The organism is Streptomyces sp. NPDC018026 (assembly GCF_044327745.1).
Classification (GTDB): domain Bacteria; phylum Actinomycetota; class Actinomycetes; order Streptomycetales; family Streptomycetaceae; genus Streptomyces; species Streptomyces rubrogriseus.
In genome coordinates this window covers 184,882-198,133 of record NZ_JBIRFY010000008.1, presented here as the reverse complement: position 1 = coordinate 198,133, position 13,252 = coordinate 184,882, and the positions used below count along the sequence as shown (strand labels likewise).

Genomic DNA, 13,252 nt, shown 5'->3' with positions numbered 1-13,252 from the left:
ACGGTGACCCGCCTGGTTGCCCGCCGGCCGGGACGCGGATCACGACGAGGTGAGGCCGGGGAGCCTCGCGCCCCACGCGGCGGCGCACAGGGCGCGGTCCACCTCCTCCGTGTAGACGGCCGCGCCCAGCCACGCGCGGGCGAAGCGTCCGGTGTCGGCCGGGAGCAGCCGGCCGAAAGGGTCGCGCGCCCGTTCCGCGGCGGTGGCGTGCAACTCGGCGAGCAGCTCACCGGCGGTGCCGAGGCCGTACCGGCGCAGGCGCGCGGTCTCGGACTCCCGGCTCCCGGGGAAGGCCAGCACGCGGCGGCCACCGGACGCGGCCTGGTGGACGCGGCGGCGCAGCAGATGCACGGGAGCCTCGTCCGCGGCGGCCGCCGCCGGTACGGACGACGTGGTCCGCGCGTCGTCCGCGGGGCCAGACACCGCTGCCGCGGGCAGGTCCGCGCGGCGGAGCCGGTCGAGACCCAGGTCGACACGGCCGTCCGGATCGGTGGGATGGCTCGCCGCCAGCAGCAAGGCGCGGGGCTGCGGGGCCGGTGTGAGCCGGGCGACCACACGGAGCCGGGCACCGCGCGCGGACGCGAGCCGGGCGAGGAGGCGCAGGTTCTCACGGTGGGGCAGCGCCGGGTCGTCGTGGGCGGCGGCCAGTCGGACCGTCAGCCCGTCGCTGTCGGCGAGCAGACACTCGCCCGCGGCCTCGCGGACCGTGCCGACTATCGTGACGTCGAGAAACAGCAGGTCCTGGCCGTCTCGGCCGATATCGCCGTCCCGATCGGTCCGCTCGGTCCGCTCGGTCCGCTCGGTGGCGTGGGAGGTGTGGTGCGCCTTCGGTACGTCCAGGTCGCTCGCCAGTGCCCGGGCGACCTGCTCGGCCACCGGGACCGCCCACAGCCGGTCGAGCGGCTCCGCGTACCACGAGACGCCCGGTGCGCGGACGGCCCGCACGCCCGTTCCCGCCCCCAGGCGGCCCGTCGGGGAGACCGTCGCCCCGGACACGGCGAGTCCCGCGCGCGAGAGTTCACGAGGCGTCAGGGTCGTGTCGCCGATGCGCACGGCACGGTCCGCCGAGCCCGCGGCCCGTTCGGCGCCACCCGGGGCCACCTCCGGGACCGTGTAGAGCCGTCCCGCGGCATCGGCGGTCCAGGTGACGGTGCCCGCGTAGCCGGTCGTCGTGAGGACCGGCTCGGCGAAGAGCCCGTACAGGCGCAGTGACCCGTCCGGTGAGTACGGCTGGCGTACTCTGCCGCGCAGCCCGGCGAGCTCGGGCCCCGTGGCGTCCGGGAGGCGGTGCGCGAGGAGGAGGACGTCGCGCAGTGCGGCGCCGAGATCGCTCAGGCGGTGTGCGGGGTCGGCGGCACGGGCCGCGCGCAGCGCCGTGACCACGGCGACGGCACGGCCGGAGGCGCGCGGAAGGCCGGCGAGTCGCGCGGTGTGCGCGGCCCGCAGCAGCTCCGCCTGGAGCACGGCCCCGGCACCTTCGATGCCTGCCTCCAGCACGGCGGCCGCCGCATCGTGCAGCGCCGCCGAGGCGGCGCGCTGGGCGGGGGTGGCCGATTCCGGGGCCGGGACGTCGCCGGGAGCGGCGCCAGGAGCCTGGGCAGGGGCCTGGTCAGCGGGCGGGGCAAGGGTCGGGCCGGGGCCCGGGGCAGGTGTTGAGGCCGGTGTTGGGGCGGTTGCTGAGGCCGCTGTCGAGGCTCCGGCCGGTGCCGGAGGCGCCTCCGGCACCGGCGCAGCGGGCGAGGGCGCCCCGATTGCCGTTTCCGCGGGCTCGGCGACCGGGGCCGCCGATGCCGCGGCGGCCCGGTGAAGGCAGTCGGGCGCGAGCAGGCACCCGCAGCGGATCGCCCCGGCGCTGGACACCACCCCGTCGGGAGCGTGCAGTTCGAGGTCGGTTTCGTCGTCGACCGCGATGCGCACGACGTCGCCGTCCCGGACCACCGGCCGCCCCGAGACCTTGGCGACCCCCGCGTCCAGCCGCTTGCGCAGCCGGGGTGTGAGCGCGGAGACGAGCTCGGCGGTCACCGAGGGGCTGACCGGCGGAAGGAGCGGGCTCATGCGATCTTCTCCCCTACCCAGCGGGCGAGTTCGAGCGGACTGAGCGCGGCGACCGGCATGCCCGCGGCGACGAGCTGCCCGGCCACACCGGTGGAGTAGCGCGGGCGGCCGGTGTCGTCGAGGCTGGCGCAGCCCAGCACATGGCAGCCGGCGCCGACGAGGGCGCGGACCTCGGCGAGGAGTCCGCCCAGCGGATAGCCCTCCTCGAAGTCGCTGACGACGACCACGAGGGTGCGGGACGGCACGGTGACGAGCTCACGGGCGTGCCGCAGCCCCGCGGCGATGTGGGTGCCGCCGCCCACGCTGACCTCGAGCAGCAGGGACAGCGGATCGTCGACGTGGTCGGTGAGGTCCATGACCTCCGTGGAGAAGGCCAGGAAGTGGGTGGACAGGGTGGGCACGCCCGCCAGCACCGACGCGGTGAGGGCGGCCCAGACCGTGGACGCCTCCATGGACCCCGACACGTCCGTCACCAGGACCAGCCGCCAGTCGGCCGATCTCCTGGCCCGGGTGCGGAAGACGGGGTGCTCCGGAAGGACCCGGACCGTGCCGTCCGGACCGCGGTGTGCCGAGGCCAGGTTGGCCCGCAGGGTGCGGGGGAGGTCGAGGCCGCCGCCCGGCCGTCGGCTGGGGCGCGGAACCACGGTGCCGTGCAGCGCGGGCCGCAGCCGGGTGGCCAACTCCCGGGTCAGCGCCTCGACCAGGCGCCGCACGAGCGGTCGGAGCGCGGCCAGTCGCGCCTCGGGCAGACCTCCCGCATGTCGCAGCACGGTGCGCAGCAGATCGACGGAGGGCCGCACGCTGTCCGGGTCGAGTTCGGCCAGGACGTCCGGCCGGCCCGAGGAGGCCGCGGCCGCCAGGACCTCCTCGCGGATGCCCGGCCCGAACAGCGCGGCGAGTTCCTCCGACCACTCACGCACCCCCGGGTACGAAGGCTCCCGGCCGCCGCCCGAGCCGCCCCGGCCCGGACCGGTCAGGTCACCCCGGCTGCCCTCGCCGCGTCCGCTGCCGTACAGCTCGTCCAACGCCGTGGCCGGGGCGGTCGCCGCCGCGGACAGCCGGTCGGTACGGCGACCGAGCACGAGCCGCCAGCGGTCGGCGGGCGCGAGGCGGTGAGTCGCGGCGCCGACGGCAGCCGTGGCCGTGCCGCGGGGCGGGTCGGCGTCGTCGGCCGGGATCTGGAGCCGGTCCGGATCTGAGACCGATGCCGATGCCGATGCCGATGCCGATGCCGATGCCGATGCCGATGCCGATGCCAATTCCGATTCCGATCCCGGGCCGGGGCCAGGACCACCGGAACCTGGGATCGGTCCTGAGAGCGGTCCCGGGGCCGGGGACAGCAGCCTCAACCCGTCGAGGGCGGCCCGTGCCATGAGGTCGGCGCGGGTCCACAGGGCGAGGGCCGTGGGATCCACCCCGCCCGTGTCGGCCGGCCGGTCCACGCCGACGCGCTCCTCGACGACGGACAGCAGACGGTCGCGGGCGGCCGGGCTCAGGGTGTCGAAGCCGCCGCGCAGGGCCGGCAGCCGGTCCAGGAACTCCCGGTCGGCCAACTCCGACACCCGGTCGAGGAGCGGCTCGAGCGCTGGGGCCGCCGACTCCAGCAGCGGACCCGCGGCCGTCAGCAGCCCGGTGAGCCGGGCGGTGAGCTCGGAGCGGGACGCGCGGTCGCGGGCCCCGTCGACCCAGGACGCGACACGTTCGCCCAGTACGTCGGGATCCTCGTGCCCGAGGAGCACCCGGACGGCTCCGGCGGCGCCGCGCATCAGGGGCGAACCCTCACGGGCCAACCGGGTCAGCGCAGCGGCCAGCCGGACGCCGCCGAGCACGTCCGCGCGGTGGGCCAGTTCCAGCAGGGCGTGCGCGTCCGCCGGGTCCTCGGCACCGCTCAGCCCGTCCACCTGACGCACCGCCGCTGCGGTGAGCAGCTCGGTCACGGCGGTGGCCCGCAGCGCACGGTCCTCCTCGGCACCGAGCCCCGGGACGTGCCCCGCCCGCAACCGGTCCAACAGACCGAGGCCGGTGAGGAGTTCAGACAGTGTTGCGGCACCGGGCAGCACGTCGGCGGTCTCCGTGAGCCGTGCGTCCGCCAGGTCAGGCAGACCGCACTCGGCCGCCTGCCGGAGTCCGTCCAGGTTCTGCGCGGCGGTGGGACCGCCCTCGTCCCGCTCTGTCCGCCACCGCTCGCGCAGCATCCCCTCGGCGGCCTGGGCGGGCGTGACACCGTGCACGCCGACCGCGGACAGCATCGCCGCGGTGGCCGGCGTCCAGCGCACCTCCCACCGTGTCGTCAACGTCTCGGCGCCGCTCGCGCCGACGGTGCCCCGCGCCTCGGCGTAGGGCACGCCGCACACCGTCAGGCGGCGCAGCAACAGGTCGCGCGCGCGGTCCAGCTCGGACCGCAGGGGGTCCAGCCGCAGATCCCGGGCGGTCGTCGACGCGGTGCCCCCCGAGGCGCCGCTGCCCCGTGCGGTGCCGCCCCTCCCCGCCGGCCCGCCGCCTTCCGACACCGGGCCGGGCAGCCCCAGGGCCGTCAGCTCGGCCTCGACCGCCGGAGCGAGGCCGCTGCGCGGTGCGTCCGGGGCGGGGCGGCCGCTGCGGGTGCCGACGAGCACCTGTTCCATCGCCCTGGCGACGGCCCGCCCCCTGCCGTATGGCTCGCCCTGCGCGAGTACCGTCTGGACCGCCTCGACCAGCTCTCCCCGGCCGGCCGCCGGCAGCCCGCGCAGCCGTGCCAGGTCCGAGGCCAACCGCACGATCTCGCGTGCGTCGGCCGGACCCGACGGATGCCCCAGACCGCGCAGCGCCGCACACACGCGGACGGCCGCGTGCGTCAGCGCCTCCTCCAGCGCCCCCGGATCACCGGCCGCCCGCAGCACCAGGTGCTGCCACTCGGGGTCCCGGATGCCGGCGGGATAACCGGACCGCTCGTCCAGGAGGGCGTACGTGTACGGAATGAGGGACGTGATCCACCCGGGCCGCCCGGTCGGCCCGGCCGGGGCTCCGGAGCCGTCCCGCCCGGGTTCGGCCGCGTCGGCCGGTGAGGCGAGTGCCGGCGCGTGGAAGGCACCCACGACCAGGGCGGCCCGCGCACCGTCCGCGGTGGCTGCGGCCAGCCGGGAGCGCATCCACGCCTCGCGCCGCAGATCCAGCTCGGGTACGCCTCCGGACGCCACGGCCTCCTCGCGCAGGGCCCAGCCGGTCAGGAGCGCGGCGCGGCGCAACGCCTCCGGCCCGGATCCCGGAGCCGTGGCCTCGACGAGGCGGTCCCACAGATCCTCACCGGGACGACCGGTGAGCCGCGCCCGCAGTGCCTTGCCGAGCCCGGCACGGTCCGAGAGGTCCGGCTGCGGCTCCGGCTGCGATTCCGGCGCGACGGGTGCCGGGCGCGTGATGGTGGGCACGGTGGGCGTGACGGGGGCTCCCGAGCGCCTCTCTTCGCGCCACGCCCGGTCGGCCAGCGGCAGGTCACAGGCGACGACCGGCACGCCGTGCCGGGCGGCCCAGCGCACGGCGGCCAGCTCGGGGGAGAAGTCGGCGAACGGATAGAAGGCCGGTCCCGACCCCTCCTCCGGGGCGGCCGCGGCCAGCGCGACCGGCGCCCGCGTCTCCTCGTGGCCCAGCCAGGGGAGCCACTCCTGCATCTCGGCGGGCAGCTCGACCAGCAGGACGTCCGGGGCGGCCCGGTCGAGCAGTGCCGGCACGGCCGCGGCCAGGGACGGCGCGTGATGCCGTACGCCGACGAGGAACGGCACCCCGGGACCGGTGAGCGCCGCGACCGCCCGGTCCGCGGACAGGGGCGAGGCGGGGGAGTGGCCGTCGGGGGAGGACGGGGAGCGGGACACGGCGGTCAGCCCTCCAGGACCGTGCGCAGGTCCCACAGGGTGCGCCAGGTGGCGGAACCCTGCTCGGCGCGGCGCCGGACCGGACCGTCCCAGTACCCGCGCAGCCGAGCCGCGTCCGCGGGATCGTCCTTGCGGACCACACCGAGCAGATGACCCGGCAGCAGGCCCAGCACGTCGCGGTCCCCGGGGAAGTACGCCGCGGCCAGCCCCAGCGCGCCCGCGACCGACACCGCCTCCGCGGTGCTCATGACCGTGGAGGGGCGCTCGACCTCCCAGCCCTCCGCCGACCGGCCCTCGCGCAGGTCGCGGAAGGCGACGACCAGCGCCTCCAGGACCGCCTCGTCGACCTTGAAGGGCGCGCCGGCCCGTTCGACCGAGGCCCGGGCCTGGCTGCGGACCAGGGCCGTCTCGGCGTCGAGGTCCGGAATGGGGCCGACCGTCTCGAAGTTGAAGCGCCGCTTCAGCGCGGCGGACATCTCGGAGACGCCCTTGTCGCGGAGGTTCGCGGTGGCGATGAGGTTGAAGCCGGGTGCGGCGTGCGCCAGGGCGTCGTCGGTGCCCGAGAGTTCGGGAACGGCGATGCGCCGCTCGGAGAGCAGGGAGACCAGAGCGTCCTGCACCTCCGGCAGACAGCGCGTCACCTCCTCGACGCGGGCGATGCCGCCGCGGGCCATCGCGGTCAGGACGGGGGAGGGCACGAGAGCCGTCCGGCTGGGGCCCTGGGCGAGCAGCAGAGCGTAGTTCCAGCCGTACTTCAGCTGGTCCTCGGTCGTGCCCGCAGTGCCCTGCACCACCAGCCCACTGGTGCCGCACACGGCCGCCGACAGCAGTTCGGACAGCATGGACTTCGCGGTGCCGGGCTCTCCGACGAGCAGCAGTCCGCGCTCCCCGGCGAGGGTGACGACGCACCGCTCGACCAGCGACCGGTCGCCCACGAACTTGCCCTCCACCGTCAGTCGGCGGGGCACGCCCTCGGGCGTCTCGGCGCCCTCGGGCAGCCGCAGGGCACGGCCGTCGCTGCCCATGACGAAGGTGACCACGGCGCGGGGGGTGAGCCGCCAGGCGGGCGGGCGCGGACCGTCGTCGTAGGCGGCGAGGAAGGCCAGTTCGGCGGCGTACCGCTCCTCGGGCGGCACGATCTGGCGGGCGGTGTCGGGGGAGAGGGTGGTGGTCATCGACGGATCTTCCGGTCGGGTCGGGCGGCGGTCACTGGAGCGTCGAGCGGGGTCATCGGCGGCGGCCCCCGCGCGTGGCACGGGTGGTGAGCTCCTCGTAGGCGGGCGCGTCCCGGTCGCGCACCCGGGCCCAGGCGCGGGTGAACAGCTCGGGCACCGGGAGCAGCGGAACGGACCGGAATCCCTCGCCGACCGGGTACAGCCCTTCCTTCCACGTCTCCACCGGCAGGGCGGGCGACTTGAGATCGCGCCAGCCGCAGGGCAGGAAGAGGGAACGGCCGGCCCGCGGCCGTTTGGCCTCGACGACCAGGTCCGTGGCGGCCAGCTCGGCCCGGGCCTTCTTCGACCGCGCGGGCCTCCAGCCGGTCCAACGGGCGCAGTTGCGGTCGGTCGGGTCGGGCAGGGCGAGCAGCTGCAGGTAGAGCGCCGCCGCGTCCTCGCTCAGACCGTGGGTCCGCGCCACCTCGGTGACGAGCCCGGGAACACTGACCGTGGGGTCCTGGGCGGGTCCTTCGGCCCCCGCGGGATCCAGTCCGGCGCCGACGCTGCGCGCCAGCTCGTCGCCCAGGAGCGTGCGCAGGGCCCGCACCCCGGAGCCGCGCACGGCGCCCACGAGCCCTTCGAGCAGTCCGAACACGGCGTCGTCCGGGCCGGTGAGACCGGCCGGGCGCACCAGGACGGTCTCCCGGTCGCCGTGCCAGGGGCGCAGGACCAGGGCCTCCCCGATCCGCGTCGCTCCTTCCGAGTCGGCGCCGCCGGTGGCGGGCAGCCCGTACGCCTTGCGGAGTTCGGCGGCGGTGGTGCCGTCCTTCTCCGTCCACTCCACGTCCAGGTCGAGCAGCAGTCCCGGATCGGCAAGACGGCGGCGCACGGCGGCCAGACCCCGGGGCAGGGCCGCGCGCAACGGGTGGCCGTGGGGGAGGGCGTAGGCGAGCGAGGCGAGGGCGTCGACGACGCCGGTCAGGGTGTAGCGGCGCGGCACCGCGGAGGGGTCGTCCGCGACCAGCCGGCCGTTCTTGTCCGGTCGTTGGACCGTGGTGCGGCTGAGCCAAGGGGTGCGCTCGGGATTGAGCACGGCCTCGGCGGACCCGACCGGCAGGCCGTCGAGCGTGACGGCCAGGTCCTCGGGCAGACGGACGAGGGAACCCAGGCGCTCGGACCAGACCCGGCCCGCGGCGCCGGTGTCCGGTCCCGCCGTCCACAACTCGGCCGGATCGTCGGGCAGCAGCGCGCCGATGAGCGCCGCCCGGTCGTCGGTGAAGAGGGAGTTCAGCATGCGGTTGCCCGCGTCCAGCTGACGGGGCTTGAGTCCGGCCGTGGCGAGGGCGCCGGTGTCGAGGCGCTCCGGTTGCGCGGCGAGGAGCACGGTGGCCTGGAGCGGTCCGAGGCCATGGCCGGTGGCCGCGGCGAGGGCGGCGGGCGCCTCGGGCTGCCAGGGCGGCGCTCCCTTGTCGCGGGTCAGCCGGGCGACCGCGGAGAGCGCGCCGACGGGGAGCACCGAGGCGTGCCGGGTCTCCTTCTCCAACGTGAAGTGGGCGACGGCGCCGAAGACGCCCGCCGGATCGTGTTCGATCGCCAGCCAGTTGACGCGGTCCCGGGCGGTGTCGACGTTCTGGCAGCCGAGGACGACCACGGTGCGGCCCTCGCGTCGCAGTACCTGCCCCGCACGCTCCCGCTCCTGCTGCCGGTGCCTGTCGTGCGGCTCGCCCAGGACGATCTCCCGGATGCCGTCCCCGGGTGCGGCGAGCGGGCCTTCGGTGAGCGCCTCGAACAGGAGGAGCAGCGCCTCCCGTTCCGCCGCCGGCAGGGTCGGTACCGTGGCCCGGTAGGCCAGCGGCCGCAGCACGCCCAGCAGCTCCGGCCACACCATGCCCATGCGGGGGACGGTGTGCTCGTCGCTGTGCCACCCGTCGCCGAGCGCGGACCTGCGGGTGCGCTCGGGCAGGCGCATGCCGTCGGCGGGCTTGCCCGAGAGGACGTGGTTCACGGCACGGATCTGCCGGAGCACGGTCCACTGGCTCTCGCTGCCCCACGACCCCCACATGCGAGCCAGGCCGTCGGCGGCCGCGCGCAGGGTGCGGTCGTCGCCGTGCTCGGGCCGGTAGTCCGCGAACATCCCCTCGGTCCGCTTCCGTTGCGGCTTCGGCTGCTCCACGGGCGGGGTGACGAAGCGGTCGACCGCGTCGGCGATCTGGACCGTGGTGCGGACCAGAGCCGTCACACCGGCGAGGAGCCGCTTGTCGGTGAGCCCGGGAAGCGCACGGGCCACGATCCGCCGCACCACCTCGTCGGCGGTCGGCACCACCGGCCCGTTCCCGCCGCTCGACCCGCGGGCCGACCCGGTGGCCGCTCCGGAGCCCGTGCCGTGCTCACCGGCCGCCTCCTCCTCGGCCTTCGCCGCGCTCACCTGCGCCTGGCGCTCCGCCAGCGCCCGCACCGCCGTGCGCAGCAGGTCGGCCGCCTGCTCGTCGGTGAAAGCGCGCAGGACGGCCGACGACCGCTCGTCGCGGGGGCGCAGCGCGTGCCAGAAGGAGACCGGCGGGACGAACGGGGTGCCCGCGGCGAACTCCCCGCCCCGCTCGTTCGGTGTCACCCGGCCGAGCACTCCCGCGTCGGTGCCGTCGCCCGGCGCGTACAGGGCGACCTGGCGCCGTGTGCGCGCCACGACGGGCGCGGCTCCTCCGGGCAGGCGCAGCGCACCGAGCGGGGTGACGCGTTCGCCGCGCCCGGAGGTGCGCAGCGTGACGGTCCGGCCGTCGGGCGTTCCCGCCGTGGACAGCGCCTCGCCCGCAGCCTCCTCCGCGCGTACCCAACGCCCGAGCACGGTGCCGTCGGTGCCGAACGGGCTCCGCTCGAGACCGGGTTGCATCGGCAGCACCTCGCACCGGTCCTGCAGCAGCGTCGCGTCGTCGCTGATGCCGGAGCGGAGGAAGGCGGGCAGCGACGCGCGACTGTGCGTGCCCGTCGCCGGGTCGTACTCCAGCCACACGTGCTGCCTGCCCTGCCTGCCCTGCCGCCAGTACGACGTGCCGTCGCCGATGACGGGCCGGCTCGGGGGCAGGACGGTGTCGCCGGCGTGCAGGGTGCGCCCGCCGGTGGCCCGGCCGCCGTCGGGCAGCGGGATGGACGGGGCGACCTCGTCGTTGCGCCACCAGTGGGAGATCTGCTCGCCCGTGAGCGTGAGGACCTCGGACGGCCGGGTGGACCAGTAGCCGCGCTGCTTGCCGTCCTGCCACCACACCACGAGCAGCTCTCCGTCGGCGTACCGGAACTGCGGGCGCTGCCAGCGGTCCAGGTCGGCCGGGAGCCGCAGGTCGTGTTCGAGCAGAATCCCGTCCGGGCCGACGACGACCGCCTTGTGCCCGCGGCTGAGGATCAGGCAGGGCCAGGCCTCGTTCACGATCAGCGCGGTGTCGCGGTCCGAGCGGGTCCCGGTCCCGGGGCCGTTGCCGTTGCCGTTGCGAGCCCGGGTCTCGGCGTCGAGCAGCCGCAGGGCTTCGTCCAGGGCGGGCCAGCCCAGTTCGTCCAGGAGCCCGGTCCGCAGGGTGCGCCCGAGCAGCGGAGCCGCCTCGTACCCGGCGGCACGGGCGACGGCCTCGGGATTGACCCGCGGGGCCACCGACCGATAGGGGCTCAGCCGGTTCAGCGCCTCGCGGGCTCCGGGCAGGCCCACCACGCCGGCCAGCTCACCGACGGCGCCGTCCAGCCACTCGCTCAGCACCCCGCTCAGCACGTGGTGGTCGGCGAGATGGTCCAGCACCCGGCTCGACTGCCGCTCGTGCCCCGCGGCGCCGACCGCCCGCAGCAGCAAGGGGCGCAGCCGCGGGTCCGTGGCGACGGCTGCCAGATCACGCCGCTCCGGCCGGGTGTCGCGCACCCAGCGGTCCAGCCCGAGGTGGACCTCCGCGTCAGGGTCCGGCAGGGCGAGGGGGACGTCCTCGGCGGCGCACAGGTCGAGCAGGGAGATGTCGACGCCCACGTGCCGACGGCCGGTGAACAGGTCGACGGCGCGTCCGTCGGCCCGCAGCCGGGGCGCCATCCGTGCGACGAGGCCGAGCGTGGCCGGGGAGCTGTCGCACACCGTGGCGCCGTGCTTGCGATGGGCGGCCCAACGGCTCAGCCAGTCCGCCGCGTCGACACCGCCCGGGGCCTCGGCCGCCGGGCCACCGCCGGCCGCCGTCCCGCCGTCCTCACCGGTCAGCAGCCGGTCGGCACCGCACTCGGCCAGCAACTCCAGCCAGAACTCGTCACTCTTGGTGCCGTCGTCCAGCCCGTCCGGCATGATCTCCAGCATCCGTTCCCGGACCGCGGGCCGCCGCTCGGCGAGGACGGCGAGCGTCGCCCGGTAGGCGGTCCAGAAGGAGGCGGGCGCCCGCACGGCGGCGGGCGAGGCGACCAGGTCGGCGACGAGATCGCACTCCGCCTCCACACGGGGCAGCCCGGCCGCCTTGATCAGCACGCGTGCGTCCTGCGGCAGCGACGCGTACGGCGGCATACCGGCCGCACAGCGTTCCACGGCCAGCTGACGGAACTGGGCCCAGGCCTCGCTGGCGTCCAGGCGGGCGGCCAGATCCCGCACATGCTGCTTCAGTGCCTTGACCGTCAGCGCCCCGGCGAAGGCGAACTCCAGGAACACGGCGCGCTGCCGCTGCTCGTCGACGGTGAGCGCGTGCACTCGCTCCGCCTCCCGCGCCTTGCCGAAGAAGGCGGCGGCGTAGGTGGTGTTGTCGAACTGCAGGAAGATCCGCGCGGCCTGCTCGAAGAAGGTCGGCAGGAAGTGCGGGACGGCCCGGCCGAGCCGGTCGCCGAGCTGCTCGAAGCCCTCCTTGGCGGTGCCCGGGCGGGACTTGGCCTGACGGGCGAGCCGCTCGACGTCCTTGACCAGGGCCAGCGCGTGGTGCCCGTTGGCCGGGTCGTTGACCAGGGCCCAGGCGGGGAATCCGAGGGTCTCCCGCCTGACCTGCCCGACCTCCGGAGTCTCCGCGTCCCGCACAAGACCGAGGAAGTCCAGAGCGAGGTCCTCGGCCTCCCCGAGGGTGCCCGGCACCAGCCGGACGACGCTGCGCTCGCCGAGCGCGGCATGCGTGTACGTACGGACCGTGAGGATGTCGGCGTCCTCCCGGCCGCTGCTGCCGGGCGGCAGGAGCGCGCCGGCCTCGAGCAGTGCCGAGGCGGTGGCGTCGTCGGGGCCGGTGACCTCGCGCGCGCCGGTGGCGCCGTGCGGAGCGGTGGTGGTGTCCGTGGCGTTCACGCGGCCCGCTCCTCGTCCTCGATGTCGCGACCGGCGTACAGCGCGGCCGCCATGCGCATCCCTTCCGACCAGGCGACCGGACCGACCCGGCCCAGCTTCAGCACCCGCCCGGCGGCGTCCGTCCACATGAGGGGGCCGGTCTCCGTCTCCTCGTAGCCGTCGTAGTCGCCGACCCAGACGCGGGCCTCCACGGCCCGGCCGTCCTCCCAGGCGGAGCAGACCGCGTATCCGCCCCGTACACGATGGCCGAGCTGGGTGACGCGACCGTGCAGGAAGCGCAGTTCCTTGAAGGCCCCGCCCGCGTACTCCTCGACCGAGGCGGCCTCGGCGTCGAGCCCGGCGGGGCGGTGCCACACCTCGCGGAAGAGCTGCTGAGCGCGCTGTTCGACGCCGAGCTCGACGGCGAACTCCCGCAGCTCCTCCAGGTCCTCGAGGAGCACCGGATGCGGGAGACGGACGAGGTCGGGGGCGACACGGACCGTGTCACCGTCGAGGTCGACGAGGCCCAGGCCGCGCTCGGGGTCGGCGTCGCGCAGGAATCCCGCGACCTCGCCGTCGGCACCGGTGACCACGAGGTCGCGCAGGGCGGACCGCCAGGCCGGGTCGGGCCACACCCGGGTGAGCACGGCGAGCGGCACGGGCAGCGACCGCACCATCCACCGCTCCACGTCGCTCAGGCACTGGCGTTCGTGCCGCTCCAGCCACTCGACGAGCTGCCGCAGTCCGACCACCGCGGGATCGTCCGCGAGCTTGGCCGGCACCGACTTCAGCCGCCGTCCGGTGGCGTTGCGGCACACCACCTTTCCCTCGTCCAGGGCGACCTCGTAGTCCCCGGCCGTCACCCACCCCATGAGTGCCTCCCCGCACCGCAGTGATCAAGTGCTGACGACTGTAAGCGAGCCCACTGACAACGCCGTCGGCGCGGG

Annotated in this window: 5 protein-coding genes; all 5 read right to left on the bottom strand. The window is 76.0% G+C overall.

The features are described from left to right. Positions 1-39 precede the first annotated feature (39 nt). Genes ACH4D3_RS25000 through ACH4D3_RS24980 form a run of 5 tightly spaced genes read right to left on the bottom strand, consistent with a single transcriptional unit; the run spans position 40 to position 13,177 of the window. On the bottom strand, positions 40-2,055 hold the full coding sequence (locus ACH4D3_RS25000; protein ID WP_398325832.1) for a hypothetical protein: 2,016 nt from the start codon (positions 2,053-2,055) through the stop codon (positions 40-42). Beyond that, positions 2,052-5,900, bottom strand: coding sequence for a DUF5682 family protein (locus tag ACH4D3_RS24995; protein WP_398325829.1), 3,849 nt, complete (start codon positions 5,898-5,900; stop codon positions 2,052-2,054). Before ACH4D3_RS24995 ends, ACH4D3_RS25000 begins: the two co-directional genes overlap by 4 nt. Before the next feature lie 5 nt (positions 5,901-5,905). Further along, positions 5,906-7,075 carry an AAA family ATPase gene (locus ACH4D3_RS24990; protein WP_109030324.1) on the bottom strand — a complete coding sequence of 390 codons (1,170 nt, stop codon included), beginning with the start codon at positions 7,073-7,075 and terminating at the stop codon, positions 5,906-5,908. A gap of 52 nt (positions 7,076-7,127) precedes the next feature. Beyond that, positions 7,128-12,326 (bottom strand): hypothetical protein, encoded by a 5,199-nt coding sequence (locus ACH4D3_RS24985; protein ID WP_398325826.1) that lies wholly within the window; start codon positions 12,324-12,326, stop codon positions 7,128-7,130. After that, positions 12,323-13,177 (bottom strand): DUF4132 domain-containing protein, encoded by an 855-nt coding sequence (locus ACH4D3_RS24980; RefSeq protein WP_398325823.1) that lies wholly within the window; start codon positions 13,175-13,177, stop codon positions 12,323-12,325. The genes ACH4D3_RS24985 and ACH4D3_RS24980 overlap by 4 nt, the downstream gene beginning before the upstream one ends. Between the last annotated feature and the right edge of the window lie 75 nt (positions 13,178-13,252).